At 57.1% G+C, this 25,956-nt stretch carries 23 protein-coding genes and 1 pseudogene; 16 read left to right on the forward strand and 8 right to left on the reverse strand.

All coding sequences use genetic code 11. The features are described from left to right. Positions 1–13 precede the first annotated feature (13 nt). Positions 14–454 carry a hypothetical protein gene (locus MKZ35_RS16955; RefSeq protein ID WP_482514376.1) on the reverse strand — a complete coding sequence of 147 codons (441 nt, stop codon included), beginning with the start codon at positions 452–454 and terminating at the stop codon, positions 14–16. Continuing rightward, entirely contained in the window at positions 406–1,389 is a 984-nt protein-coding gene (locus tag MKZ35_RS16960) for a hypothetical protein (protein ID WP_482514377.1), read from the reverse strand. The genes MKZ35_RS16955 and MKZ35_RS16960 overlap by 49 nt, the downstream gene beginning before the upstream one ends. Before the next feature lie 239 nt (positions 1,390–1,628). Between MKZ35_RS16960 and MKZ35_RS16965 the strand changes: the two genes are divergently transcribed. The 5 genes from MKZ35_RS16965 to MKZ35_RS16985 all read left to right on the forward strand — a co-directional run bounded on the left by MKZ35_RS16965 (position 1,629) and on the right by MKZ35_RS16985 (position 7,951). After that, positions 1,629–2,057 (forward strand): ribosome-binding factor A, encoded by a 429-nt coding sequence (locus MKZ35_RS16965; protein WP_482514378.1) that lies wholly within the window; start codon positions 1,629–1,631, stop codon positions 2,055–2,057. Positions 2,058–2,169: 112 nt separating this feature from the next. Next, positions 2,170–2,979 (forward strand): class I SAM-dependent methyltransferase, encoded by an 810-nt coding sequence (locus MKZ35_RS16970; RefSeq protein WP_482514379.1) that lies wholly within the window; start codon positions 2,170–2,172, stop codon positions 2,977–2,979. Positions 2,980–3,064: 85 nt separating this feature from the next. Beyond that, positions 3,065–3,547: a hypothetical protein gene (locus tag MKZ35_RS16975; RefSeq protein ID WP_482514380.1), complete on the forward strand. Its 483-nt coding sequence runs from the start codon at positions 3,065–3,067 to the stop codon at positions 3,545–3,547. A 42-nt stretch (positions 3,548–3,589) separates the two neighbouring features. After that, positions 3,590–4,819, forward strand: a complete 1,230-nt coding sequence (locus MKZ35_RS16980; protein ID WP_482514381.1) for an FtsX-like permease family protein — start codon at positions 3,590–3,592, stop codon at positions 4,817–4,819. A gap of 171 nt (positions 4,820–4,990) precedes the next feature. Beyond that, positions 4,991–7,951 carry a DEAD/DEAH box helicase gene (locus MKZ35_RS16985; protein WP_482514779.1) on the forward strand — a complete coding sequence of 987 codons (2,961 nt, stop codon included), beginning with the start codon at positions 4,991–4,993 and terminating at the stop codon, positions 7,949–7,951. Positions 7,952–7,991: 40 nt separating this feature from the next. Here the strand turns inward: MKZ35_RS16985 and chrA are convergent, their stop codons facing one another. Further along, positions 7,992–9,182, reverse strand: a complete 1,191-nt coding sequence (gene chrA / locus MKZ35_RS16990; protein ID WP_482514382.1) for a chromate efflux transporter — start codon at positions 9,180–9,182, stop codon at positions 7,992–7,994. A gap of 254 nt (positions 9,183–9,436) precedes the next feature. On the opposite strand from chrA, the gene MKZ35_RS16995 reads away from it, so the two are divergent. Beyond that, positions 9,437–10,051: a TlpA family protein disulfide reductase gene (locus tag MKZ35_RS16995; protein ID WP_482514383.1), complete on the forward strand. Its 615-nt coding sequence runs from the start codon at positions 9,437–9,439 to the stop codon at positions 10,049–10,051. 37 nt (positions 10,052–10,088) lie between these two features. On the opposite strand, the gene MKZ35_RS17000 is transcribed toward MKZ35_RS16995, so the two are convergent. Beyond that, the gene (locus tag MKZ35_RS17000) at positions 10,089–10,496 is read right to left on the reverse strand and encodes a BLUF domain-containing protein (protein ID WP_482514384.1); all 408 of its coding nucleotides are present in this window, start codon (positions 10,494–10,496) and stop codon (positions 10,089–10,091) included. 433 nt (positions 10,497–10,929) lie between these two features. On the opposite strand from MKZ35_RS17000, the gene MKZ35_RS17005 reads away from it, so the two are divergent. The 5 genes from MKZ35_RS17005 (at position 10,930) to MKZ35_RS17025 (ending at position 18,365) form a co-directional block, all read left to right on the forward strand. After that, positions 10,930–11,142, forward strand: a complete 213-nt coding sequence (locus MKZ35_RS17005) for a hypothetical protein (RefSeq protein WP_482514385.1) — start codon at positions 10,930–10,932, stop codon at positions 11,140–11,142. 1,039 nt (positions 11,143–12,181) lie between these two features. After that, the gene (locus MKZ35_RS17010; protein ID WP_482514386.1) at positions 12,182–15,307 is read left to right on the forward strand and encodes a PKD domain-containing protein; all 3,126 of its coding nucleotides are present in this window, start codon (positions 12,182–12,184) and stop codon (positions 15,305–15,307) included. Next, positions 15,193–16,767 carry a T9SS type B sorting domain-containing protein gene (locus MKZ35_RS17015; protein WP_482514387.1) on the forward strand — a complete coding sequence of 525 codons (1,575 nt, stop codon included), beginning with the start codon at positions 15,193–15,195 and terminating at the stop codon, positions 16,765–16,767. Before MKZ35_RS17010 ends, MKZ35_RS17015 begins: the two co-directional genes overlap by 115 nt. Positions 16,768–16,839: 72 nt before the next feature. After that, positions 16,840–17,820, forward strand: a complete 981-nt coding sequence (locus MKZ35_RS17020; protein WP_482514388.1) for a PorP/SprF family type IX secretion system membrane protein — start codon at positions 16,840–16,842, stop codon at positions 17,818–17,820. Between the two features lie 104 nt (positions 17,821–17,924). Continuing rightward, positions 17,925–18,365, forward strand: a complete 441-nt coding sequence (locus tag MKZ35_RS17025) for an SRPBCC family protein (RefSeq protein ID WP_482514389.1) — start codon at positions 17,925–17,927, stop codon at positions 18,363–18,365. A 340-nt stretch (positions 18,366–18,705) separates the two neighbouring features. On the opposite strand, the gene MKZ35_RS17030 is transcribed toward MKZ35_RS17025, so the two are convergent. The 3 genes from MKZ35_RS17030 to MKZ35_RS17040 form a co-directional block, all read right to left on the reverse strand. Further along, positions 18,706–18,930, reverse strand: a complete 225-nt coding sequence (locus MKZ35_RS17030; RefSeq protein WP_482514390.1) for a hypothetical protein — start codon at positions 18,928–18,930, stop codon at positions 18,706–18,708. Between the two features lie 2 nt (positions 18,931–18,932). Next, the gene (locus tag MKZ35_RS17035) at positions 18,933–19,163 is read right to left on the reverse strand and encodes a hypothetical protein (protein WP_482514391.1); all 231 of its coding nucleotides are present in this window, start codon (positions 19,161–19,163) and stop codon (positions 18,933–18,935) included. A 223-nt stretch (positions 19,164–19,386) separates the two neighbouring features. Beyond that, positions 19,387–20,403, reverse strand: coding sequence for a Na/Pi cotransporter family protein (locus MKZ35_RS17040; RefSeq protein ID WP_482514392.1), 1,017 nt, complete (start codon positions 20,401–20,403; stop codon positions 19,387–19,389). 164 nt (positions 20,404–20,567) lie between these two features. On the opposite strand from MKZ35_RS17040, the pseudogene MKZ35_RS17045 reads away from it, so the two are divergent. Continuing rightward, positions 20,568–21,820: pseudogene (locus MKZ35_RS17045) on the forward strand (class I SAM-dependent rRNA methyltransferase). 239 nt (positions 21,821–22,059) lie between these two features. Here the strand turns inward: MKZ35_RS17045 and MKZ35_RS17050 are convergent. Further along, positions 22,060–22,728 (reverse strand): response regulator transcription factor, encoded by a 669-nt coding sequence (locus MKZ35_RS17050; RefSeq protein ID WP_482514393.1) that lies wholly within the window; start codon positions 22,726–22,728, stop codon positions 22,060–22,062. Between the two features lie 202 nt (positions 22,729–22,930). On the opposite strand from MKZ35_RS17050, the gene MKZ35_RS17055 reads away from it, so the two are divergent. From MKZ35_RS17055 to MKZ35_RS17070, 4 genes are all read left to right on the forward strand, one after another. Continuing rightward, positions 22,931–23,365 carry a hypothetical protein gene (locus tag MKZ35_RS17055; protein WP_482514394.1) on the forward strand — a complete coding sequence of 145 codons (435 nt, stop codon included), beginning with the start codon at positions 22,931–22,933 and terminating at the stop codon, positions 23,363–23,365. Further along, positions 23,340–24,689 carry an NlpC/P60 family protein gene (locus tag MKZ35_RS17060; RefSeq protein ID WP_482514395.1) on the forward strand — a complete coding sequence of 450 codons (1,350 nt, stop codon included), beginning with the start codon at positions 23,340–23,342 and terminating at the stop codon, positions 24,687–24,689. Before MKZ35_RS17055 ends, MKZ35_RS17060 begins: the two co-directional genes overlap by 26 nt. 259 nt (positions 24,690–24,948) lie before the next feature. Then, entirely contained in the window at positions 24,949–25,296 is a 348-nt protein-coding gene (locus MKZ35_RS17065) for an ArsR/SmtB family transcription factor (protein WP_482514396.1), read from the forward strand. A gap of 35 nt (positions 25,297–25,331) precedes the next feature. Further along, positions 25,332–25,913, forward strand: a complete 582-nt coding sequence (locus MKZ35_RS17070; RefSeq protein WP_482514397.1) for an ArsI/CadI family heavy metal resistance metalloenzyme — start codon at positions 25,332–25,334, stop codon at positions 25,911–25,913. Positions 25,914–25,956: the final 43 nt, after the last annotated feature.

Here is a 25,956-nt window from a genome sequence, read left to right on the forward strand (position 1 = left end):
ACCATTTAACCATTTATTTCAGCTGATATACGCGCGGCGTGCTAGTCGGCTGGTAGCGCCCGAAGATGGCGGGCAGCTTGTAGCGCAGCTCCGGCAGCAATCCTACCTCATCAATGAGGTAAGTCGGGGGCTGGGGGGCAAAATTCTGCGCTAACCGAAAGACGGCGGCATACTCGTTCAGGTGACCGAAATCAGCCTGGGCTAGTCGCCAGTCGAGGTAAGGCGAGGCGAGGCTGTTTTGCACGTAAGGGCGCCGGTCGGGGCCGAGTACCAGAAGGCGCTGCCCCTGCACGGCCGTATACGCCGGGTGCGGCTGCATGGCATAATTGCTTTCGGCCGGAATCTGAACCAGCTGCTCCAGCCCAAGTACGGCACGGTAGCGAACCACCAAAATGCCTCCCAATACTACCAACAGCAGCACATCGGGCACCCAAGGGCGGGGGCTTTTTGCCACAGAAATAATCCGAAATAGGTGAGCGGCGGCAAGGCCAGCACCAGCGTGCCGGGAGCTACACCGCCGCCGGCTGCCATCATCAGTCCCGAAGCCAGCAGCCAAACCAGCATCAGCTGCCGAAATTTTACCTGAAATACCAGCCCCAGCGACGTAGTAAAGGCGCGCCCCAGCGCGAGCAGCAGAATAAAGCCAGGCAGAATCAGAAGCCGCAGCTGCACCCACAAGGGCAGCCCATCGGTGCCAGCGACCAGGCCTTGCAGCGTGGGCCGCAGATGAAATTGTACGAAGCCGGGAAGGCTCTCGGTGTAAAGGAAAAAGGTGGCGACAACGATATACGGAAAGAAAAAACCGCACAGCAGCAGCAAAAAGCTACGGAAAGAGTTAGCGGCGAAGATGATAACGGCAAATAACCCTACCAGCAGGAACAGCGCCAGCGGCAAGTAGCACAGCGCGGCCAGCCCCGTCAGAAATCCGGCCCGAAACAGGCGGCGGTTGTCGTAGCCCTCGCGGGTGGTAGGCAACAACGCGCTGACTGCTACCACAATAAACGTGTGGCCCAGTAGCAGCGGTGAAAGCGTATCGAGCTCGGCGGTGGTGCTGGCCACGAGCAGATAAGTGAGGGCCGCCACGTAGCCTCGTTCCGGATGAACATCGGCGCGGTTGAGTACCAGGTTGAGCCGCAGTGCCTGGAATAGAAGCAGCGCCAGGGCCAGTATTCGATAAAGCCACAGCGGCCGGCTAGCTACCAGGTCGAGGGCGGCGAAAACGACGGCCGCCAACGGAGCCGTGCTATCGTACAGGTCGTGGTAGAGGAGGGCGCCCGCGTGCATCCGCTCTCCAATCAGCAAAGCCCGCAGCTCGGCCGCCGTAAGAGGCACGCCCAGCCAGAGCAACGGCAGCCGAATGGCCAGCACCAGCACCAGCAGCGTGATCAACCGGGTAGAAAGCGGACTTTTAAAAAACGCAGCAAGGAAAAGCGTGGGCGAAGGGTTTAGGTAAAAGGCAGCCAAAAGCGCTGAACCGAATACTCAATCAGCTTTTGCTGCGTAAAGCTAGAACGAAAGCGCATGGAAGGCTCCATGTGGCCCCCCGGCTTTGATTATTGCCTTGCATTTGAAGTCTGCTACCGGAGTATGAACTACTGATTACCTAAATCTTACCTTTGTCGGCTATTATGGAAAGTAAACGTCAGCAAAAATTCGCCAGCTTGTTGCAACAGGATCTGGCCGCCGTCTTTCAACGCGACCTGCCTCACCTGTTTCCCGGTTTGCCCCCCGGCATCAGCACCGTGCGTGTATCCCCCGATTTGGGCGTGGCCCGCGTGTACCTGAGCCTGCTATTGGTGAAAGACAGTGAGGCCATGCTCCGCGACATCCGCGACAATGCCAAAGCCATTCGCCAAGCCTTAGCCAAGCGGATTCGCAAGCAAGTGCGCGTCATACCGGAGTTGAATTTCTTTCTCGATGACAGCGCCTCGTACGCCGCGCGCATGGATGAGGTAATCAGCACCCTGCATATTCCGCCCGTGCCTGCCTCCGACGACGAAACTGATACGCCGCCCGAGAGCAAGCGCCCTAAGCTATTTGCCGACGAAGACGAATAAAAAGTGAAATGGTGAGATGGTGAAGTAGTGAGTTTGACGTTCAACTTGCGCACTGAAACCATGAAGCTCATCACCTCACCACTCACTATCTCACCACTCACTATTTCACCATTTGTATTACGACCCGATTAAAAAGTCGCTGGGGGAGGTGTTTAACCGCACGCCCTGGCTGCGCCGCCTCTTCTACTATCTGCTCGATTTGCTGCTGCTGCGCACTTGGCATGTGCATCGCGAGTTGCGGCAGTGGGCCAAAGGCCGCACCGATGAGGCCCTGAATATTCTTGATGCGGGCTCCGGCTACGGACAGTATACTTACTGGCTATCCGGGCTGAGTAAGAAATGGCAGATTCTGGCCGTCGATGTGAAAGACGAGCAGATTGCCGATTCCAACCGCTTTTTTCGCCAAATCGGTCGGGTGAATGTGCAGTTTGCCGTGCAGGACCTGGTACTGTATCAGGAGCCGAATACGTTCGATCTGGCGTTGTCGGTGGATGTGATGGAGCATATTCTGGAAGACGTGGAAGTGTTCACGAACATTCACGCGTCGCTCAAAGACGGCGGTATGCTGCTTATTTCCACGCCCTCCGACCAGGGCGGCTCCGACGTACACGGCGACGACGAAACCAGCTTTATCGAGGAACACGTGCGCGATGGCTACAACATCCACGAGATTCAGCAGAAGCTGCGCACCGCCGGCTTCGACCGCATTGAGGCGCAGTACAGCTACGGTGAGCCCGGCCAGATTTCGTGGCGGCTGAGCATGAAGTACCCCATTCTGATGCTGGGCGCTTCCAAGTGGTTCTTTGTACTGCTGCCGTTCTATTATCTCATCACGTTTCCGTTCTGCTTAATTCTAAACTGGGTCGATGCCAACTCTAAGCACGATTCGGGTACGGGTCTCATCGTGAAAGCCTGGAAATAGCCCCCCAACGCATCACCTTTCCGCGAAGCAGCGTATCTTGCCTGACCTATTCACTTGCTAGCTGCGCTGTCCGCCTTTTTTACCTATGCCTGACAAAAACGACTTCTCGGAGCTATTAGCCGAAATGCTGTTGCGCATGGATCGGCAGAATGGACACATCCAGCAGACCAACGAGATTCTGCGGACTGTTGTGGATGTGCAAGGCCGGATGCTCAATCAAATGGAGCTGATTTACACGAGTCAGCAGGAGTTTAAAGCTCAGCAGTTAGGCTTCAATGACCGGCAGTTAGGCTTCAACGCCCGACAGGAGCAATTCAACGCCCGCCAGGAGCAATTCAACGCCCGCCAGGAGCAATTCAATGAGCGGCTGGTAACTTTTGTCGAGCGACAGGAGAAGTTTAATGAGCGACAGGAACAATACAATGAGCGGCAGGAAGAAGTAAATCTGGGCTTGCTGCACGAGCTGCGCGCCATCCGAACGGATGTGCGTGAGGTAAAAGAGATAGTGCTCAATAACCATGAGGAGCGCCTGCGCCGCCTCGAAGAATTCATGCGTCGCGCCAGTTAAATCCTTGATAAGCTCCGCTTTTATTCCCCGTTTGCGCTCCGCATGAACGTTTCGTTGCTCATAGCCCGGCGTTACTTTTCGTCCAAGAAAAAGCGCAACATCATCAGCATCATCTCCAACATCTCCATGATTGGGGTGGCGGTGGGCACCATGTCGTTGATTATTGTGCTGTCCGTGTTCAATGGGCTGGAAGACCTGGTGCGTACGCTCTACGGCAAATCCGACCCCGATTTGCTGATAACGGCGGTGGAAGGGAAGTCATTCGGGGTAAACAACACCCTGCTCAACCGTCTGCGTACCGCGCCCGGCGTGAGTCTGGTGACTGAAGTAATCGAGGATAACGCCCTGCTCCAGTACCACGACCGGCAGATGGTGGTGAAGATGAAAGGCGTGACCGGCAATTATTTCGCCCAAACCAATATCGATTCGTCCATCGTGGAGGGTGACCACCGCCTGCGCCGCGCCGGCGAAGCGTATGCCCTCATCGGGGCCGGCGTGCAGCACGAGTTGAGCATCGCCCTCGACAACCGCTTCTCACCCCTGCGCCTGCTTTATCCGCGCAATACGGGCAAGCGCACGCTTTCCATAAATCCCGAAAATGCCTTTTCCGAGCAATCTATTCTGGCGGGGGGCGTTTTTCTGATTGAGCAGCAAATCGACAACAGCTACGTGTTCGTGCCCCTCGATTTTGCCCAGGAGCTGCTGCAATACGGCAACCGGCGCACGTCCTTGGAGGTGCGCGTAGCTGAGGACTACCCAGTGGGGGATACTCAAGTCGATATTCAGCGCCTGATTGGCCCCAAGTTTCGGGTGCTAAACTCCGATGAGCAGCACGTAAGTCTGCTGAAGGCCATCAAAGTAGAGAAGATGTTCGTGTTTATCACCTTCGCCTTCATCCTGCTTATTGCCTCGCTCAATATCTTCTTCTCGCTTTCCATGCTGGTCATCGACAAGCGCAAGGACATTGCCATTCTGATGGCTATGGGGGCAACCAACCGCACCGTGCGCAATGTGTTCCTGCTGGAAGGCGCCATTGTGGCTTTTGTCGGCGCCATTGTTGGACTTGTTCTGGGCATGACAATCTGCTGGCTCCAGCAAACCTTCGGGCTAGTATCCATGGGTATGGCCACCAGCGTCGTCGATTCTTACCCGGTGAAAATGCAATCTTCTGACATCGTACTGACGAGTATTGCCATCATTATTATCACCATTGCGGTTTCCATCCGACCTGCGCTGAATGCCTCGCGCCTCGACGTACGCGAAAATCTGTAACGCCGGAGACCATATCAGAGTATGCACACTATAAACCCGCCGGAGTGCTATAACCGCCCGGGATGTAGTCTGTGCTTATCATAATTAGTGACAGATTATACTTCGCTTTTCGCTAGAAAAGTTAATATTTGATGTTTGTCATTGATTTCTACGCCGTTGTCGGCGCTGATTATGAAGGTCTCTACGTCGCAGCCGTTTCAAATTGTTTATTCGCTGCTCGAACACGAATACTTAGGCTATTTATTTGAGTCCTACGTGGTGCAGCGCAATCCGCGCGGCCAGCTTACCCTTCAGCATCAGACGGTTTCGGTTAAGAATGCCCCCGAGTTTGCCGCCGGCCTCGACGCAATCGATTTCGAGCTGATTGCCCTCACTGACCAGGTTCAGCAAGACTGCGTCATCAAGGAGTTCTGGCCCAAAAAGACCACCCCAGCCGATTTCTTCTTCAAGATCTATGATCCTGACAAGGGAGATAAAGGCTTGCAGGAGCAGATAGCCCGCTATGTGCAGGAGCGCATGGGGCAGATTCTGGCTCGTCTGGGGGGCAAATGGGTCTTTATTATGGGCAAAGACGGAGAGCCCACCTGGCACGAAATAAGTATGGCCGAAGAGCCTGCCTCGGTGCTTTTTCACTTTCGTCGCAACGAGGATAATACCCACTATTTCCCCACCATTCAGTTCAAGGGGCAAAAGCTGGATTTTCAGTTTAAAAACGCGGTAGTCGTATGTGCCCAGCCCGCGTGGCTGTTGGTCAATGATGTGCTCTACAGCTTCCGTAATGACGTGGATGGCAAGAAGCTGCAACCCTTTCTGAATAAGAAGTTTATCGTCATTCCACGGCAGGTGGAAGACAGCTATTTTCAACGCTTCGTGGCCCCGCTGGTCGAGTCATTTGACGTGCACGCCCGCGGCTTTGATATTCGCTCGGAGCGCTACGTAGCTCGGCCTCAGCTTACCTTCTCCGATGTGCCGGGTGTGTTGGTAGTGGCAGAGGAAACGCTGCCGCGTAACGGCGCCCGGAACGGAAATTTGCCCCCCAGCGCCACGCCTGCTGTTTCTTCCGGCCATATCCACTTCGATCTTTCCTTCCGCTACGGCGACCACACCGTGCCCAACAGCTTCGATAAGCGGGTGAGCGTAAAGCTGGAAAAGACCGCCGACAGCTACATTTTTCATCGCCTCATTCGCAATATCGACCACGAGGAGGCCATGATACAGGAGCTCGCCGATCGGGCGCTGGAGGTGCGCAACGGCCGTGCGGTGCTCGAAAAAGCCACTGCTTTTCGCTGGCTCCACAGCCACGCTGAAGACCTGTCGCGGCTGGGGTTCACCGTGCAGCAGAGCACCACGTCGGGCAAAGACTACTTCATCGGCGCCATTACGGTGGAGGTCGGCATCACCGAGTCCAACGACTGGTTTGATGTACACGGCACGGTGCGCTTCGGGGAGTTCGAAATCCCCTTCGTGAAGCTGCGCTCCTACATTCTGGGGCGGCGCCACGAGTATCGTTTGCCCAACGGGCAGATTGCCATCATCCCGGAAGAGTGGTTTTCGCAGTACCTGGAACTGTTCGCGTTTTCGGAGGAAAACGATAATACGCTTACCCTGCGCAAGCACCATTTGGCGTTGGTCTCGGACCTGCAAAACGGCAATCTGGCCACCGTTACCATGTCGCGGAAGCTGGAGAAGCTGCGCGGGTTCGAAATAGTAGAAGAGCAGGCTATGCCGGTTGGTTTTCGGGGCAAATTGCGGCCGTACCAGAAGGCAGGCTACGATTGGCTGCACTTCGTGAAAGACTACGGCTTCGGTGGCTGCCTGGCCGATGATATGGGCCTCGGCAAAACCATTCAAACCCTGGCCTTGCTACTTCAGCGCAAAGAAAGCGGCGACAGCTCCGGCTCGGCTTCGCTGCTCGTGATGCCTACCTCGTTGGTTTTCAACTGGATGAGCGAAGCCTTTAAGTTTGCGCCCAGCCTGCGCCTGCTCATCTATACCGGCACCTACCGCGACAAAAACGTAGAGCAGTTTTCCGACTACGATGTAGTGCTGACCAGCTACGGCATCGTGCGCCTCGACGCGGAGCTACTCAAAACCTACAAGTTCGATTACGTGATTCTGGATGAGTCGCAGGCTATCAAGAACCCTTCATCTACTACTTCGCAGGCCGTACGCGGGCTGCACTCGCGCCACCGGCTTATCCTGACCGGTACGCCCGTCGAGAATAGCACCATGGATTTGTGGTCGCAGATGTCGTTTATCAACCCCGGATTGCTGGGCTCGCAGGCATTTTTCCGCAAGGAATTCCTAAAGCCCATTGAAAAAGGCAAGGACGAAACCCGCACCCGGAAGCTTCATGCCCTTATCAAACCCTTTATCCTGCGTCGTCATAAAGCGCAGGTAGCCAAGGAGCTGCCGGAGAAGATAGAGCACCTCAGCTACTGCTCCATGACGGACGAGCAGGCCCAGTGCTACGAGGAAACCAAGAGCTTCTACCGCAATAAGATTCTGCGCAATATCGAAGAGCACGGCACGGCCAGCACGCAGTTTATGCTGCTCCAAGGCCTTACCAAGCTGCGCCAAATTGCCAATCATCCGCGCATGGCCGACGAAACCTACGAAGCGGAGTCAGGCAAGCTACGCGAAGTAGTGCGCATGATTCGTAGCGTAGTAGCCGAAGGCCACAAGGTGCTAGTATTTAGTCAGTTTGTGAAGCATTTGGATATTGTGCGGGCTTCTTTGGACGAAAAGCAGATCGAGTATGCTTACCTCGACGGCAACACGCGCGACCGGTACAAGGAAGTAGCCCGCTTTCAGGAAACGGAAGATTTGCGCGTTTTCCTTATTTCGCTTAAAGCCGGTGGAGTCGGCCTCAACCTCACCGCCGCTGACTATGTATTTATCCTCGATCCGTGGTGGAACCCGGCGGTGGAGGCGCAGGCCGTTGACCGGGCCCACCGCATCGGGCAGCAGCGCACGGTGTTTACCTATAAGTTTATCTCGAAAAACACCGTGGAGGAGAAGATTCTGGCTCTACAGAACAAGAAAATCCAGCTCGTGACGGACCTGATTTCCACCGACGAGACGATTATCAAGCGCCTGACCAAGGAAGATATTGAGGAGCTACTGGGGTAGCTTTATATAAAGTGCGCTTATATCCATTGGGCGCGTTAGGCTACCCAACCAGGCCCAACGCGTGCAGACCGTAGCCAAGTATGGCCCCGCCCAGCACCAGCCATGCCGAGTTGATCTTATACCGCAGCAGGAGCACCACGCTGATCACAACAAGCGCCACCGTGGGAGCATCCACAACGGCGGTGCGGGCCAGCGTGAACGAAACGGCGGCCATGAGTGCCCATGAAGCGGCGTTCAGCCCGTCGAGGAAGGTACTGGCCAAAGGGAACTGGCGCAGGTGCTCCAGCAGTGGGATGCTCAGGCTAACAAAAGCGAAGGCCGGCAGAAAAATGCCCCCCGTAGCCACTAGGGCCCCGCTCCAGCCCAGCAGCACGTAGCCCACGAAGGTGGCGGTAGTAAACACTGGCCCTGGCGTAACCTGCCCCACCACTACCGAGTCGAGCAATTGCGCCTGACTAAGCCAGTGGAAGCGCTGTACCAGGTCGGCATCAAGGAAAGCCAGCAGCACGTAGCCGCTGCCGTAGAGCACCGAGCCGATTTTGACAAACGCCAAAAATAAAGGCCCCAGCCCCAGCGGCGCACTGCCAGCGGCCTCACCCGGCTTTAACCCAAAGACCAGGGGCAACAAGGCCAGTGCCGCCACGGCTCCCATTAAAAGCAATAGTGCCGGGGGCACCCGCTTATTTTCCAGCGTTGGCCAGCGCAGGGCGCCCATCGCCACCCCGGCCCCAAATAGGAGCAGTAGCTCATTTACACCTAACAGCGCCAGCGCCAGACCGCTGCCAGCCAGGAGCTGCAATGTTCTGGTTTTGAGCGCCGAGCGCCCCAGACTCCACAGTGCCTGCGCTACCACCGCCACGATAACCGGCTTCACACCATAAAGCACGCCGGTCAGGGCCGGCAGGGTGCCGAAACGCACGTAGGCCCAGGCAAAGGCCATAACGATGAGCATGGCTGGCAGAATAAAGCAGCTGCCCGCCACCAGCAGCCCCGCCCAGCCGCGCCGCTCGTAACCAATATGAATAGCTAACTCGGTAGAGTTGGGGCCAGGGATGAGGTTGGCGGCGCTTAGCAAGTCCAAAAACCGCTCTTGGGTAAGCCAGCCCCGCCGGCGCACTACTTCTTCCTCCATCATAGCTATGTGCGCCGCGGGGCCCCCGAAGGCAGTGGCGCCCAAGCGCAGAGACAACAGCGCCAGCTCGCCGAGAGTGGTGGCACCAGAGTCACGCATGGGTTCCCCGTTGCAGGTGCTCACTTACTGACTAGAATATATCGTTGAGCAGCAAGGTCATGCAGATAATGATGTTAGTAGTGGTATGATAGCGTTGAGGCAGACATGGCAATAACGGAAATATAAGGGGAGAGGTACAGTTGCTATAAAGCTTGACCGCTGGCAGCCATTAATTATGGCCGAGTCCTAGCCTGCCGAGACATAAGCCGGCCGCTTTTTCTCTTCTTCTTTGTTTTCTTCTTAACTATCCGTCTATGAATCGTAGAAATCTGCTGCAATGGCTGCCTCTCGCCATTCTGACCCTCGTTATGCTCACCGACCTGCGTCCTATTGTCTTGGGAGGCATGCAGCGCGGGTTGCTGGCCACCGGGCTGTGGAAGCCTGAGCTTCCGACATTAGCTACTGCCACCGTCGCGCCAACGGATAAGACAACGTCCGCAGGTGACATGATTTACCCTCACAATCTGTCCTTGGTTACGCTGGGGGGCAAAAATGTCAACTTGAGTGAGTTAAAAGGAAAGGTGGTATTTGTGAACTTATGGGCCAGCTGGTGCCCGCCCTGCGTGGCCGAAATGCCAGGCATACACGCTTTGTACAAGAAGGTGGATAAGTCGAAAGTCGCTTTTGTGATGATTTCACTCGATGAAAAACCGGAAAAGGCGCGGGCGCTGGTCCGGCGGCGCGGCTACACCTTCCCGGTGTATTTTCCCGCCGCCCCGCTGGTGACTCCATTCAATTCCCGCGCGATTCCCTCTACCGTTATTCTGGGCCCCGATGGGCAGGTAGCCGCCCGCCACGACGGCATGGCCGACTATGATACCCCCGAGTTTAGAGCGGCGCTAGAGAATTTATTTGTTCCTACTGGCTAAACAAAGCATTTGAGCTTTCAAAAGCATAGAATAATAGCTACAGCCGCCGACTATGCGCTATGAAAGGCTCCAGGCGGACGCGCAACGAACGGGGCGCCGACTGCTCGGCCTCGTCTGGCAGACACTTTACTAACTCAGCAAACTGCGCCGCCGCCAGCAGGTGGCCTGCCATACCCCAGTGCGGATATTCGCGCCGTGCCCGATGAGAGCGCGTCACAACGGTTACCTGCTGGTGTCGGGTATCGACCTGAATGCGAGCAAACAAGTCGTCCACCTCTTTCTCCGCTCCTTCCAATATCTGGGCAAAGTGCTCACTGTCATAGAATAAGGCCCCCGTAATATGATGGACCGAGTTGAAGTTGCGGGCGTGCGTAATTAAGGACTGCATCTCCTCCGCACTCAAGTGCGCCACCGCTCGGCTGACATAGATTAGTTGGTAGAACATAGCGGCCCGCGCACAACAGGGCTTCGCCACTAACCACGGCTGGGGTTGCGTTTGGGTAGTAGAAGATACAAAATCGCTTGCACTTTCTTCTCCTGCAACAGCACTTGCGCGGATGCTTCTGGTAGCAAGCTGAACGGGCACTAGCAATAAATCAAGAAAAAACCCGGACCTTGCATCCTGCGTTGATGTGTTGCAGAGGGCAAATTTGCCCCCCAAGAGCCGGCAAACAAAGCATTCTGGCGTCTAAGCCAGAACCTGAATGGATCTGCCAGAGGCCTGCCAGCACCTAAGTAGCGCCGATACTGTGTGTGATGTGCCCGTGCAAGGATCACCAAACCGGGTCGTACGCCCTCAAAAGCGCTACTATTCGTAAAAATGATAATTTAAATTGACCATACTGACCCTTTTTTGTCAGTCCTGACGTTAGCAGTCTATGTCTACTTCCATTAAGCGCCCACGGGCGCGCAAACCCGTTGAAACTACTGGCCCTGCAATGTCGCACGCCGACCATCTGATTTCCTTGCACACGCGCGAGCAGGGCAAAACGGTGATGTACAAGCAGGATGCTTGGGGCCATGTTGAAACGCGCTTCGTGCGCACCCAAAACGTACCCGTTTGGGAAGCTAAAGGCTTCACAGTTCGCTAAAAAGCAACTTTCTCCCCAACCTGGCTTCCTGATTCTGTTATTGAACCAGTAAAGCATTGTATAATAGCCTGCACTCCTAAAGTGCGGGCTTTGTCGTGTTAGGCTGTGTGGAAAGGGCTGATTTGTTGGAAGAAGATTTGGTTATAAAAGGATAAATAAAATAAGCTGGGGGGCTTTTTGGCTTTCCATGCTAGTTCACGAAATATAGCTTTTTGCCAAGCGCCGCTTACCTCGTTCGCGGTTGCGCCCCTCTTGTGGCCGGCTGCCGGTATGAAAAAATAATACGCAGCGAGTTAGGTTTTGCTTCTGGCGCTGGTAGGGTTTGCGGGCCCCGATTCGGGCATGCAAAAAGTGCGGCGATTATCCCGTAATATAGGAATGACTCGCCATCACCCTGCAAGGAATGCACTACACTACCTCGTATTTACCTGCTTTATGCTCTTCAAAGCATATAAATCCACCTGCTAAGTCATTAACACGCTCTAAGCATGATACAGGGCCTCATTTAAAGCTGTCATTGTATTTACGCCGTTTATTTGGCGTGGAGTAGCGCTTTTTGCGCTCATGACTCAGGAAAGATACGTTCTGCTTCCGTACGGCTAACCCAAACTAATCTTGCTTTCAAATCAAGTCCCACCTCTGTGCGGCGTAACTGGATTACCTCACTTCATCTTCAGCACTGTCGCCGCTAACAGGCAGTAAAAAAAGCAAGTTAGCTAAGATAACTAAGCTGGCTAGCCATTCGAAGGTGCGGGAAATAGTTGCGTCATATCAGGATGAAAACAGGGAGTGTAGGAAGCCACCCAAGGTGCTAGTATGGCCGAATTGGCCCGAAAGGGTCGGTTGGCGGTGGCCTTCATCACTATTCAGACATTGCCTTGCACAAACTTGACTAACAGTGCGTAGCTTTACTAAAGCCGGCTAACAGCCCTTTCCTTTTAGCAATAGATAGCCAGCCGGCTTCGTTTCTTAAGGACGGCGGGCAGCACTCCTCTTTATAGGTACCTGCTAGCCTGTCCGCCTACTTATCTGCTCCACTATGCCCGTAAAGCTACCGCATCCCATACTATCCAGTACCAGCGCTTTTTCTCAGCATACTTCTAAGCCCGGTCAGCTGGCTCGCGTCAGCAGCCGGTACTCGGCTGGGCGGGTGCGAACGGTGACTAATTGGCTGCTGACGTTGCTGCTCTTGCTGCTGAGCGGGGCGGCCACCACGGCCCTGGGGCAAGCGACGCCCGCCCCTGAGTGCAGCGATGATGAGAAGTTCATCAACAACTGGTATTTCGGCCAGCGCGCGGGCCTGGACTTCAACCAAGCCACGGACTCTATTCAGCCCGTGGTACTAACTGATGGCCGGATGGTGGCGCCCGCCGGCTCCGGGGTGATGTCGGATCGTAATGGTGGGCTGCTCTTCTATACTAACGGTGACACCGTCTGGAGCCGCGACCACAATATTATGCCCAACGGCACCGGCCTGGGGGGCAATGGCCTCGGCACCGACGGCCCTTTGGCTATCAAGCTGCCGGGCATAGTAGCGCCGGGCGCCCCCACACGCTATCTTCTCTTCACTCAAGATGCGCAGGGTGGGCCCAAAGGTCTAAGCTACTCGGAAATTGTTATCCCCGTTGGGGGCCAAGGTGAGGTGGTAGCCGCCACCAAGAATGCGCCCCTTACCATCGGTACGGCCGAGAAGATGACGGGCGTGCTGCACAAAAACGGCTGCGATATCTGGATAATCGTGCACGGCTGGGGAAATGGAACCACCAATGCCGCGAATCGCGGCGACTCTTTTCTGGCTTACCGTGTGACGCCGGTCGGCGTACAGCCCACACCCATAATTTCAACTGTTGGAGCCCTGCACGCGCCGAGCGTGGCGGCCCAGGGCTACCGCGGCCAAATGAAAGTATCACCCGACGGCGAGCAGTTGGCTGTGGCCCGCTTCAGCGAAACCCTGGGCGACAACAGCAGCACCGTCGAGCTGTTTGACTTTGATGCCGAAACGGGCGTGGTCAGTAACCCCCAGATTCTCGACAGCGGGGCGGGGCGCTACTATGGTGTCGAGTTCTCACCCAGCCGCAGCCGCCTCTATGCCACCGTACAGAATCCGCCTCAGCTGCTGCAATTTGATTTGAACGCCACCGACATACCAGGTAGCAAGCAGATTATTCCCCTCAATCAGAATCCTCCGGTCAATCTGGGCTCCATGCAGGCCGCTCCGGATGGCAAGATTTACGTGGCCCGCGAAAACGCACCTGCCCTGGGCTTTATCTCTTACCCCGATTCGCTGGGGGCAAAAATAGCCTACGCCGACGACAGCCTGGCGCTGAGCGGGCGTCGTGGCGGGTTGGGGCTGCCTAATTTCAACCAAAGCTCTTTGCTGCGAGTCGGCATCGGGGCTCAGTCTACGGCTTGTCTGGAGATATCCTTTCGGGCCAGCTTTGCCGTTCAAACCCCCGATCTGGTGTACGCCTGGACTTTCGGTGATGGTACCACCTCAACTGCAAAAGATCCCGTCCACACCTACCCTGCGCCCGGCGACTACACCGTTACGTTGCGCATCACCAATGACTGCTTTTGCCGCGAAACCCGCGGCATTATTCGGGTGCCCGGCGCGCCCACGCCGGGCAGCGTAGGACCCGACCAGACGCTGTGCGCCGGGGCTACGCCGGCACCAATCACCAGCACTGCCCCGGCCGGCGCCGGTACCGGGGAGTTCACCTATCAGTGGCAGTCGTCGCCGGACAACGCCAACTGGACCGATATTGGCGGTGCCAACGCTCCGGCTTTCACGCCGGGCCCACTCAGCGTCACGACCTATTTCCGGCGGTTGGTTACCTCCGGTTTCTGTGCCCCCCGCACCCCCACGGCACCTATCACCATCACCGTTCTCCCGGCTCTGACGGCCGGCAACATCGCCGCCGACCAGACCGTATGCGCCGGCAGCCCCGTTGCGCCGCTCACAAGTAGCGCCGCCCCCACGGGCGGCACCGGACAGTTTACTTATCAGTGGGAATCTTCGCCGGACAATACCACCTGGACAGCCGTTCCCGGTGCCACCGGCGAAACCTTTGCTCCTGGCTCGCTGGCGGCTACTACTTTCTTCCGGCGCCAGGTACGCTCTGGTCCGTGCGCCTCGCTATCCAGCACCGTTACGATAACCGTGGTGCCCGCCCTGGTGCCCGGTACCATCGCCGCCGACCAGGCGCTGTGCGCCGACGCTACGCCTGCTCCCCTCACCAGCACTGCCCCGGCCACGGGTGGCACGGGCGTTATTGGTTACCAGTGGGAGTCCTCGGCGGATAATGTAAACTGGATACCTATTGTCGGGGCCAACGAGGCAACGTACGCGCCAGGGCGGCTGAACGCTACCACGTATTTCCGTCGCCAGGCAAATTCGGGTACCGCCTGCGCCGCAGCCTTCTCCAATGTCGTTACGATAACCGTGGCGCCGGCGCTAACAGCCGGCACCATTGCCGCCGACCAAACTGTATGCGTCGGCAGCCCCATTGCGCCGCTTACCAGCACGGCCCCGGCCACGGGTGGCGCCGGCACCCTTACTTATCAGTGGGAGTCGTCCGGAAATAACGCTATCTGGACGCCCATTGTCGGCGCTACCGGCGAGACCTTCGCACCGGGCCAGCTTACGGCCACTACCTTTTTCCGCCGTCAGGTAAGCTCCGGCACCTGCGCTCCGGTCTTATCCAATGTTGTGACCGTGACCGTGGTGCCTGCCCTGACGGCTGGCAGCATAGCCGCCGACCAGGCGCTGTGCGCCGGCGGTGCCGTCGCGCCGCTCACCAGCACCGCCCCGGCCACGGGCGGCACGGGTGCCATTGTCTATCAATGGGAATCGTCACTGGATAACTCCACCTGGACGCCTATTGGCGGGGCCGTTGAGCCTACGTATGCGCCGGGACAATTAAGCGTCACCACATATTTCCGCCGCCAGGCGAGTTCGGGCACCGCCTGCGCCCCAGCCTTCTCCAATGTCGTGACCATCACCGTGACGCCAGCGCTATCGGCCGGCAGCATCGGCACCGATCAGACACTGTGTTTGGGCGCTACCCCCGCCCCCTTACGAGCACCGCCCCGGCCACGGGCGGTACCGGCGACTATAGCTACCAGTGGGAATCATCTGGAGATAACGCCATCTGGACGCCCATAGTGGGCGCCAATGGCGAAACCTTCGCACCCGGTTCGCTCACGGCTACTACCTACTTCCGGCGCCGGGTGACATCGGGGCTCTGCGGGTCAACAGTTACGGCATCCGTGGTTCTGACGGTGTTGCCAGCACTGAGCGCGGGCGGCATTGCGGCCGACCAGGATATTTGCGCGGGCGCCACGCCCGCTCCCCTCACCAGCACCAGCGAGGCCGGCGGTGGCACGGGTACATTTGCTTACCAGTGGGAGTCCTCGGCGAATAACACGAACTGGGGGGCAATTCCGGGCGCTACCAGCCCGACTTTCGCACCCGGTCCGCTCACGGCCACCACCTACTACCGGCGTCGGGTAACGTCGGGCACCGGCACTTGCGCCACGCAGGTTTCTAATGCCGTGGTGGTGCGGGTGCAACCGGTAGTGACGCCCGGTGTGAGCTTGGCGGCTCCGCCCGTGCAGTGCCCCGGCACTGCCCTTACCTTCACGGCTGTAGCGACAAACGCAGGCCCCGCGCCTACTTTCAGCTGGTTTGTCAACAATGTAGCCGCCGCCAGTGGACCCACGTTCACCAGCAACACCTTAGTAACCGGTGACCAGGTACGAGTGGAAGTGACGCCCACGGTGGGGCTGTGCAGCACTGGTCCGGCCGTGGCTACGGTCACGGTGACGCGCACACCCACGCCCGCGCCTACGCTGGCAATTGCCGTGCAGCCGGGTGGGCCCGTTTGCCTGGGCGCACCGCTCACGTTCAACATAGCGAGTGTGACGGAAGCCGGGCCAGCTCCCGAGTACCAGTGGCAGATCAACGGCAACGACGTGGCCGGCGCCACGGGTCCGGTCTTCACCAGCACGACGCTACGCGAGGGCCAGACCGTGACACTGCGCCTGCGCACGATCAACGTGTGCGGGCAGCCCGTCACGGCCGTTTCCAATGGCGTAGCGGTCCGGATTCAACCACCGGTTGACGTGGATGCCGGCCCCGATAAGGAGATTCTGGCCGGTACATCGGTGATATTGGAAGGTCGCGCTGATGGCACTTACCCCGTGACATGGACGCCAGCACTGGGGCTGAATATCCCGGCCAACAACCCGCTGCGTCCCCTGGCCTCGCCCACGGTGACCACAACCTACACTCTCTCGGCCGGGGAAGGTGGCTGCGCCGACAGCGACCAGGTTACGGTAACCGTGCGCCCACCTATCCGCATTCCCAACGCCTTTACACCCAACGGCGACGGTCGCGACGACACCTGGCAGATTGAGTTCATCGAGCAATTTCCCGACAATACTGTGAGCGTCTTCAACCGTTGGGGCAATCAGATTTTCTCGGCTAATAACTACAGCCGGGCCAATGAGTGGCGCGGCGACATTAACGGCCAGCCCGCGCCGGTCGGCACCTACTATTACGTCGTCGTCACGAAAGGCCCGCTGGGCAAGTCTTATAGTGGGTCGATTACGATTCTGTATTAACTAAACATCATGCTGCGCTTGTCAAAGCAGGAGCATCTGCTTCTCAGACAGACGATTAAGATAATACCTGTTATGAAAAGAGCTTTAACTCTACTGCTGTTCCCGCTGCTCCCGCTGCTACTGGCCGCCGCGCCGGCCTGGGCCCAGCAGCAGGCGCAGTACAGCCAGTACATGAACAACAATTACATCCTGAACCCCGGCGCGACCGGTGTGGAGGATTATATCGACGTCAAGTTCAGCTACCGCACCCAGTGGACGGGCCTGGAAGGGGCGCCCAAAACCTACTACGCCAGCGCCAGCTCCTCGCTGGGCAAGTGGCGCTCTACCAGCAAGCGCACTCTCCGCGACCTGCGCCGACCGTTTCACGCGCTGGGGGGCATTGTGTATAGAGACGAGACCGGCCCCACGAGCCGAACCGGTGCCTACGCTTCCTATGCTTACAATCTGGTGCTGAGGCCCAACCTCCGGGCGGCGCTGGGCGTGTCGGTGGGCATGCAGCAGTTTGCCGTGGATGGGCAGAAGCTGCGATTCTTCGACCCCACGACCCAGGCGGCCAGCGCCGCCTCGCGGGTGCTGGATGGGTCAGTGGGCCTGTGGGTATACAGTTCGGATTTCTACGTGGGTGTATCGGGGGCGCAGCTGCTGGGCAATCAGCTCAATTTCTCCTACGGACCTAATACGGTAGGTGAGGGCGCGCCTGGCAACTCCCTGAAGCGGCACTACTTCGCTACGGCCGGGGTGCGGGTACCGCTCAGTAGTGATTGGTCGCTGGTGCCGTCGGTGCTGGTAAAGGCCGTGAACCCGGCCCCGCTCTCGCTCGACATCAATGCCAAGCTCAAGTACCAGGATCTGCTGTGGGCCGGCGTATCCTGGCGCGCCTTCGACTCGTTCGTGGGGATGGTGGGCTTCAGCTACGAGCAGCTCACGGTGGGCTATTCCTACGACGCTGGTCTCTCCGAGCTGACTGGCTACCACGGCGGCAGCCATGAGGTACTGGTGGGTTTGCGGCTGAAGAAAAAAGCCCAAGTGGTGTGCACCAATCGGTTCTGGTAGGGCTTACCGTTAATCGGGCAAGCTCCGGCCTGGCAGTTGAAGTTATTTTAAGCGAAGAAAAAGCCCCCCGCAACCTAAGCCCTCAGTAGGCTGTTTGAGGTGGTATGCACCTCACCCTCCGCACCCGCGTAGCGCAGCCGCCCGCTCAGGTTATGGCCGGTTTCACCCGCGAGCTATTTCTGCAACTGGCGCCCCCGTTCCCTCAGATGCGCCTGCACCGCTTCGATGGCAGCCGCCGCGGCGACCAGGTAGAAATCGAGCTGGCGGTTGGCCCCATCAGCCAGCGCTGGACCAGCCTGATTACCGACGATGGTGTGATGCCCGGCGGTACGCATTATTTCATTGACGAAGGACAAAAGCTGCCCGGCCCGCTGCGCTTCTGGCGCCACCGCCACCTCATGCAGCCCAGCCCTGAGGGCGGCACCGTTATTATCGATGCTGTCGAATTCAGAACAGTCTCGCGGGTGCTGGATGCCCTGCTATATCCGGTGATGTGGGCGCAGTTTGCCTGGCGCCAGCCTATTTATCGGCGGCTGTTTCGGTGAAGAATGCTTTGGCTTTAAGGTGGGGCTGTAAACGTTTATTTCTACCCTTTCTCGCCTTCACCTTATCCGGCAACAGCGCGTCGAGCAGGCGCTGGGCCAGAGGCACCAGGGGTCAAAAAGGAGCACGCCCGGCAAGTTGAACAAAATGTGGGCGTGGGCAATCTGCCGCTCTACGTTAGCCTGGCCGGCTAGCTGCGTAACCAGTCCGACGAGGGCATCCAGAAAGATAATTCCGAATGTGAAATTCAACGCATAGCAACTCTAATGAAGAAAGAATTTCGTTAGAGTAGACAGGCTGGTTGCGGGGGAGTATTAGCTGAGTCCTGCTTCTGGCAGCCCCTTATAAAGCAACGTTGAAGGTGCCCCGAGTAATCGTTTTTGTCCGGGGCGTGCTACCTAAATTACTCGTGCCTATAAAGGTAAAGGTGCCCTTCATAACGGTCGCCGTCAGGGTGGAAACGGTAATGGAGCCGCTGGTCGAGCGGTAGAGGCCGTCGCCGGAGTAAGCCGCATACACGTCCCAGCTGTTTGGAGTCAGCGTATAGGTACCCAGACGTCTGGGCATATTCAACACCATTGACGCGCCCCCTGGGAGGCGTCCACGCTCCCACTGACCTCAATATCGGGGCCATTCGTGGTCTGCTGATCGAAGACCGTTGACATGGTTTTGTTATCAACGGTCCAAGTGAGACCCATCGGGGCGGCGGGTGTCGGGTCTTGGCGGGAGCAACCAGCCAGGGTGGCCAGCAACAGTCCCATTGGTGCAGCAGTCCGGAAAAAGCGCTGAGAAAACGCCATATTAGAGAAGGGTAGTGGAATAGTGAGGAGAAGTATCGAATCTAAAGAAAATTAATGCGAGTGTTCCATCCTAGCAATTGCCTGACATTTTAGCAAAGTGGCACTTGTCGGCGGCGACGTAATATAATTCCGCACGGCTTCACCAGTGCCGGACGCGCTGCTATACCCCATCATGTGGGCGCAATTTGCCTGGCGCCGGCGTATCTATGAGCGGCTGTTTCGGTCAGCAAAATGCCAATTGCCTAAGCTGGAGAAACTTGGAGCGCTTTATTGCTGTTCTTTTTCGCCGTGGCTTTATCTGGCAGCAACGCGTCGAGCAGGCGCTGGGCCAGCGGTACCAGGGGGCAAAAAGGAGCACGCCCAGCACATTAAATAAGACGTGAGCGTGGGCAATTTGCCGCTCTACGTGCGCGTGGCCGGCTAGCTGCGTAACCAGTCCGACGAGGGCATCAACGAAGATGACCCCAAGCGTGATAGTCAGAATATTAAAGCTCAGGTGAAATAGCGCCGTTTTTAAGGCTGCCCGGCCTCGGCCAACGGTGGCCAGCAGGGTGTCGGAGCAGGTGCCCAGCTCGGCCCCCAGCATCACGGCTACTCCGGCGGGCAACGTCATCAGGCCTTTGGAGGCAAATTCCACCACCATGCCCACCGTAGCAGATGACGATTGAATCAGGAAAGTGACGCCAGCCCCTACCAACAGCCCCTTCAGCGGACTTTCGAGACCCTGAAGCCAGTCGCGGAAGGCCAGGCTGTCTTTGAGCGGGGCGGCGGCTTCACCAATGAAGTAAAGACTGAAAAACAACAAGCCAAAGCTGAACAACGCCCGGCCGGCCGTGCGCACCTCTTTGCTTTTGCCCAGCATCAACAGCAAAAAGCCGGGCACCATGACCACCGCCGCGTATTCGCCCAGGTCGAAGGCGTACAGCTGACTGGAAATGGTGGTGCCAATATTAGCCCCCAGCACCACGCCCAGCGCGTGCCGAAACGTGAGCACCCCGGCGCTGACCAGCGCAATAACGATAATGATAACGGCCGAGGACGAATCGAGAATCACCGTGACCACGGTGCCGGTCAGGATGCCCATGAACAGGTTGTGGGTAAACTTTTGAAGCAGGGTTTTGGCCCGCTCGCCCACCACCGAGCGTAGGGCCAGCGACAGGCGATTGACGGCGTATAGAAACATCACCAGGCCGGCCGCTACCAGCAGCATGATGTGTCCTACTTGGATATCGTTGGTCATTTTGCTAGCGCTTTGAATACCATAATACGCAACTAGTGAGCAACTTCGTAGCTAAAGCAGGTTAACAAACTGTGTCCATTTCAAACAAAAAGGGGCACCGCAGGCGGGGATAAGCGCCTGAAATGCCGACCTTTGCGGGCTCGTTTCTCCCCCAAGCCACCTGTATGCCTATCATCGTCACCCTCAAACCTGGTAAAGATCAATCCCTGCGTCGCCTGCACCCGTGGGTGTTTTCGGGCGCCATTGCCCGCATGCAGGGCCAGCCCCAGGAAGGTGAGGTAGTGATAGTGCAGGCCTCAAATGGCGAGCAGCTGGGCGTGGGCCACTACGCACCGGGTTCAATTGCGGTACGTATGCTGGGTTTTGGCCCTGAAGCCACGGAACCCGATGCTGCTTTTTGGGAAGGGAAGCTGCGCAACGCGTACCAATTGCGCCAGCGCCTGGGCCTTACGACTCAGGGAGAAAATTCGTTGCAGCAAGTTGCTGAAGGTGCTGAAAATGCCCCCCAGTCTGCAAAATTCAGCGCCACCGACGTATACCGCTTAATTCACGCCGAGGGCGACGGGCTGCCGGGCCTGATTGTGGATGTGTACGGCGACGTGGCCGTACTGCAAGCCCACAGCGCGGGTATGTACCTGGCCCGGCCGCAGATAGCCGAGGCGTTGAAGGCCGTATTGGGCGATAAGTTGCGGGCCATCTATGATAAAAGCGCCGAAACCGTGCCCGCCAAAGCCGCCCCGGATGCTCAGAACGGCTACCTGCTGGGCAGCTCCACCGGTACCGAGCACCTGGTGCACGAAAACGCCCACCCATTTGCCGTAGACTGGGAAACGGGCCAGAAAACGGGCTTTTTCATCGATCAGCGCGACAACCGCGACCTGCTGGCTCGCTACTCGGCCGGCCGGCGCGTACTGAATACGTTTTGCTACACGGGGGCTTTTCGGTGTATGCGCTGCAAGCCGGCGCCACCCTGGTGCATTCCGTGGATAGCTCCAAGCGCGCCATCGAGCTAACCGAGCGCAACGCGGCCCTCACCGGCCTGGAGGACAAGCACGCCGCCTACGCCCAGGATGTGTTCACGTTTATGAAAGCCAGCGAGGAGCAGTACGACCTCATCGTGCTCGACCCGCCAGCCTTTGCCAAGCACCTTTCGGCCCGGCACAACGCTCTGATGGGTTATAAGCGCCTGAACGCGGCCGGCCTGCGCCGCATCGCGCCGGGGGGCATTTTATTTACCTTCAGCTGCTCGCAGGTCGTGAGCCGCGAGCTGTTTCAGGGCGCGGTGCTGGCGGCAGCCATAGAGGCGGGCCGGCAGGTGCGGGTGCTCCACCACCTCACCCAGCCCGCCGACCATCCGGTAAGCCTGTTTCACCCAGAAGGCGAGTATCTGAAGGGACTCGTATTGGCGGTGGAGTAGGCGAGGAGAACATAAGGTCACTAAGACAAAGAAGAAGCTGGAACCAGCCTGAGCTGGCGCCTGACTTCAGCCGCCGTGCAAAGCCGGAGTCATAACACCCCAAATATTCTTGGAGCGTTGTGACTTTGGCTTTTTGCTCTGTTAGGTGCGCTGGGGGGCTTTTTCATTGGCTTGCTGCTTCCAGAGTACCCTGTGGCATAGAAGGGAAATCGAGGAAAATGGTTAGCCAGAACTCGCCACTAGATTAAGTCGAAGGCGCGCGCGTACTGCCCCAGCTCGAAGGCCGAGGTAGTCTGCAATTTCTGGCGCAGGTTGCGCCGGTGCGTGTCCACGGTTTGAGGCGAGAGGAACAATACCTCCGCCATTTCTCCTGAGCTCTGACCCCGGCAAATGCCGGCCAGCACTTGGCGCTCCCGCTTGGTGAGGGCCGCAAAGCGGGCGGCGTGGGCCCGCAGGAAGGCGTTTTCGTCCAGCAGCCGCTGCACTTTCGTCGTGATATGGCTGTCGGGGTCGATGACGCAGGACAGGCAAACGGTGAGCAGGGGCTGGCCGTGCTGACCCTGCAGCAACACTCGGGCCGTACTCAAATGCAACTCAAAGCGGCTCTGCGGGCCAGTGCGCACCTGCTGAAAGAAGGTCACCGCGTAGCTGGGGTCATTGCGCTCCAGCAGCTCCACGACCTTAGGTACGTACTCATGGGCTTCGTCGGGATTGAAATAGCGGGCGTAGTACTCCTCGCCCAGCGCCGTCACCTCCGCTTGAGTGGTGCCCAGCTGCCGCAGGCCCCGGCCCGACATATACAGCACGCGGCGGCAGTCGTCGTTGAGGATGATTACCACGCCGGGTAGGGAATCGGCTACGGCGGCAATTGCTGCTAGGGTCTGCTGGATTCGCTGCTCGTCGGTCATGGTAAGCTGGAGGGTGGGTACACGGGAAAAGTAAATAGCTTGACCGCGCTTTTTAGACTAGAGCGGGAATGATTATTCTGCTGATTCTCTGCCGTTAAATATCGGGCACAGAAATACAATATACCTACTATTGGGTATATCATTAATTGGCGTTGATATAGTACTTTGGGGTGACTTCAATTTGGAGCTTATCTCCCTATATATGACAACACCCCTACGCCTGCGTTGGCTGCTCTTGCTGCCGGTTCTGTTTTGGTTTGGCTGCGAGAAGAGTGGCACTGAGCCAGCCACACCTTCACCGGCGCCGCCCACTACTCCAATTCCCCCACCGGTGATTCCAGTGCCGGTGACAGCGCCGTTTATTCCACAGCGGGTCATTGATATCTTAGATAGCTTACCCAGTCAGCAGGTCAGCATGAAAGACGTGCTGCTGGCCCCCGGTGTAAGTGTCACCAGCTTTCTCGCCGAATATGACCCCGCGTTTATCAAGCTCTTCCCCGCAGGAAAAGGGATTGCCGAAACAAGCAGAGTCACCGTGGGCGAATTGCCGGAGGCAGTGCAAAAACGATGGCTTATTGCTCACATGCTGCAAGTTGGAGCCAACTTTATTGATGGCTCCGCAGCACTTCCGGCCTGATGAAGAACCTGATATGCCCGCGCAGACCAGCTTAGGCTATGTATTCGGTTCCAAGCAGATTGCTACTCGGAAGAGTGCCGAGGAAATTCGCTTAGCCGGCCAGCCACCTGTTACGCCCGCGCTGTACTGTACGGAAAAAATACGTGGTGTCGACTGTTCAGGCTTTATCGGCCTAATGGCAACCAATGCCGGTCTTCCCACTATGATTGACTATAACGCAGCCCAGCAATTTAATGCAGATAACTGGAATAGCGCGTTGCAAGCCACAAAAGGCAAGGCTAGTGACCTAAGTGCTCTAGAAGCCGTTAAAAAGACGGCCACCGAGTTACCAAAGGAGCAACTGCAGGTAGGAGATATTGTTTTCTGGACGGATCCTGCTAGCGGTAGTGGCAATATAGCCCATACCGGCATTGTCCTGCGGCAAACAGGGGGTAACTTACTAATCTATCAGTCCAATGGAAGTAATACGGCTAAACCAGCAGAAGACGCCGTCGCAGCAGTACCCGCGACCCCTACCTCACCGGCTAAGCCAGCTATACCGGCGAAACCGGCCAAGCCTTGCTCTCTGAACTATGGACCAACCAGGGGGCCTAGAACAATTACGGTCGCTGGAATTAATTCTAGTTTGGGCACACTCCGATACATCGGCGCTATTCGCTTTGAGGCCAACCTGGATTACAAGCTGCAAATTGGTAACTACAATCCTAATTATGACTTAATTACCTCCCAAGCAACTTACAAGGAGAAGGACAAGCTCACAGTCCCCAACTTTATGAGCCAGATGGTGCGCTTGACGCTCGATGACAAGCCTGTGAAAGTTGGGCCGTTTGGGTTACCCTGGCATGCGTTGCAGTTTGGTGCGACTCCTGTTTCCGCGGTGGATATCAATAATCCCTCCTATGAAGTGAAGATTTGGGATGCTACCAACAATCGGGAGGTCATCCTCAAGCTAGATGTTACGCTTTCCAATAAGGCTTATGCGCGCATCGTGGGGCAGACGATCAGCTGTGACTACGGGAACTTTGGTAAAAGCGCGGGCAAGCCTCTCTCGCCTATCGCACTCAAATTTGGGGCAGACGGGAAGTACACGATGACCTTCGGGGATGGCAGTAATGGGGGAACCTACAACTGGAGTTTTTCCCTACACCATGCTTACATTTATTACGTTTGCTCGGGTGAGGCCATCTTAAGCCTGCAGGCGGGCGTTATTCGTCTTGAACAAGGCAAAGTTGTTACCCCCAATTATATATCTATTTATGACGATAACTCGGTCGGTGCCTCCGCAGCCTGTAAGGATGGAGTCCATACCTACGTGTTGAACTGAGTATAGGGGCTTATTTTGAGGTGGTCTGGCTAAGCTGGACAAAGTTGGGAAATGGTTTAAATGTGAGTTTCCGCGCGCCGGGGGGGCAAAATAGCCCCCCGGCCGAGTGGCAGCGTTCGACATTTTGGCAGCTGATTTCGACAAGCGGCCGCTGATATTCTGATAAGGGCCAAGAAGCTTAGTCGCAATGAATTTTATCTGTGGCGTAAAATCTTGTCATACTATGTCGTATATTTACGTCATACTTCATAGTTGTACCATGACATACGCCAAAACCACCGCCTTTACCGAAGAGCAGCAACAGCTAGCCCGCGTGGCCAAAGCCTTGGCCCATCCAGCGCGAGTAGCTATTATTCAGCTGCTGGCTTCCAAGAGAACCTGTATCTCCGGCGATATCGCGGCCGAGCTGCCGCTTTCGCGCACTACGGTTTCTCAACATCTGCAGGAACTGAAGGCGCTGGATTTGATTCGGGGTGAGATTGATGGCCTCACCGTTTGCTACTGTCTTAATACCGAGCTGCTGCGCCAGGTGTACCAGCAGTTCACTGCTTTCTTCGTCGAGGCTACCGCGGCCGATGCGTGCGCGCCGGGTAGCGCCTGCTGCTAAACATTATTCTACCACATTTTAAGCTTTTCAAACCTATGGAAACCACCGTTTTCCCCCGGATGCACATCTCGCTGTACGTGTCTGACCTGACCGCTACGGTCAACTTTTACACGGCTTTCTTTGGTCAGCCGGCCGCCAAAATCCGGCGCGGCTACGCTAAGTATGTGCTGGATAAGCCCTCGTTGATTATTTCTTTCGTGGAAAACCCCGACCGCGTGGCCAGTAATTTCGGGCACCTGGGCTTTCAGGTCGAGACCGTGGAAGAGATGGAGCAACGCTTGGAAGTGGCGCGCAAAACCGGCCTGCTGCCCCGCGAAGAGATGGGCACCAGCTGCTGCTACGCCAAGCAGGACAAGTTTTGGGTAAACGACCCCGACGGCGTGGAATGGGAAGTGTATTACTTCCACGAAGACGCCGAGTTCAACGACCCGCGCTACCAGGAAGAATACGACCAGGCCACTGGCAGCAATAGCCAGTGCTGCATCGCGCCAGCCGCCAAAGCCGCGCCGGCAGCCGAGGAAATACTGACTACCGCGCCTATGGCTTTCACGCTGGTCGACGCCACGCCGGCCAACTCTGCCGAGGCGTCCTGCACGCCCGGCGGCGGGTGCTGCTAAAAAAGAGTGTGCCTCTGCTGGCTAGTCCTGCTTTCCGCTGATT

This window comes from Hymenobacter sp. R533113 (genome assembly GCF_056835965.1).

What these genes read in the sequence shown, in the direction of transcription:
- MKZ35_RS16965 (WP_482514378.1), top strand. Translation starts at nt 1,629, where the DNA reads ATGGAAAGTAAACGTCAGCAAAAATTCGCCAGCTTGTTGCAACAGGAT.
- MKZ35_RS16975 (WP_482514380.1), top strand. Translation starts at nt 3,065, where the DNA reads ATGCCTGACAAAAACGACTTCTCGGAGCTATTAGCCGAAATGCTGTTG.
- MKZ35_RS16980 (WP_482514381.1), top strand. Translation starts at nt 3,590, where the DNA reads ATGAACGTTTCGTTGCTCATAGCCCGGCGTTACTTTTCGTCCAAGAAA.
- MKZ35_RS16985 (WP_482514779.1), top strand. Translation starts at nt 4,991, where the DNA reads ATGAAGGTCTCTACGTCGCAGCCGTTTCAAATTGTTTATTCGCTGCTC.
- chrA (WP_482514382.1), bottom strand. Translation starts at nt 9,182, where the DNA reads ATGCGTGACTCTGGTGCCACCACTCTCGGCGAGCTGGCGCTGTTGTCT.
- MKZ35_RS16995 (WP_482514383.1), top strand. Translation starts at nt 9,437, where the DNA reads ATGAATCGTAGAAATCTGCTGCAATGGCTGCCTCTCGCCATTCTGACC.
- MKZ35_RS17000 (WP_482514384.1), bottom strand. Translation starts at nt 10,496, where the DNA reads ATGTTCTACCAACTAATCTATGTCAGCCGAGCGGTGGCGCACTTGAGT.
- MKZ35_RS17005 (WP_482514385.1), top strand. Translation starts at nt 10,930, where the DNA reads ATGTCTACTTCCATTAAGCGCCCACGGGCGCGCAAACCCGTTGAAACT.
- MKZ35_RS17010 (WP_482514386.1), top strand. Translation starts at nt 12,182, where the DNA reads ATGCCCGTAAAGCTACCGCATCCCATACTATCCAGTACCAGCGCTTTT.
- MKZ35_RS17020 (WP_482514388.1), top strand. Translation starts at nt 16,840, where the DNA reads ATGAAAAGAGCTTTAACTCTACTGCTGTTCCCGCTGCTCCCGCTGCTA.
- MKZ35_RS17025 (WP_482514389.1), top strand. Translation starts at nt 17,925, where the DNA reads ATGCACCTCACCCTCCGCACCCGCGTAGCGCAGCCGCCCGCTCAGGTT.
- MKZ35_RS17030 (WP_482514390.1), bottom strand. Translation starts at nt 18,930, where the DNA reads ATGCCCAGACGTCTGGGTACCTATACGCTGACTCCAAACAGCTGGGAC.
- MKZ35_RS17035 (WP_482514391.1), bottom strand. Translation starts at nt 19,163, where the DNA reads ATGGCGTTTTCTCAGCGCTTTTTCCGGACTGCTGCACCAATGGGACTG.
- MKZ35_RS17040 (WP_482514392.1), bottom strand. Translation starts at nt 20,403, where the DNA reads ATGACCAACGATATCCAAGTAGGACACATCATGCTGCTGGTAGCGGCC.
- MKZ35_RS17050 (WP_482514393.1), bottom strand. Translation starts at nt 22,728, where the DNA reads ATGACCGACGAGCAGCGAATCCAGCAGACCCTAGCAGCAATTGCCGCC.
- MKZ35_RS17055 (WP_482514394.1), top strand. Translation starts at nt 22,931, where the DNA reads ATGACAACACCCCTACGCCTGCGTTGGCTGCTCTTGCTGCCGGTTCTG.
- MKZ35_RS17060 (WP_482514395.1), top strand. Translation starts at nt 23,340, where the DNA reads ATGGCTCCGCAGCACTTCCGGCCTGATGAAGAACCTGATATGCCCGCG.
- MKZ35_RS17065 (WP_482514396.1), top strand. Translation starts at nt 24,949, where the DNA reads ATGACATACGCCAAAACCACCGCCTTTACCGAAGAGCAGCAACAGCTA.
- MKZ35_RS17070 (WP_482514397.1), top strand. Translation starts at nt 25,332, where the DNA reads ATGGAAACCACCGTTTTCCCCCGGATGCACATCTCGCTGTACGTGTCT.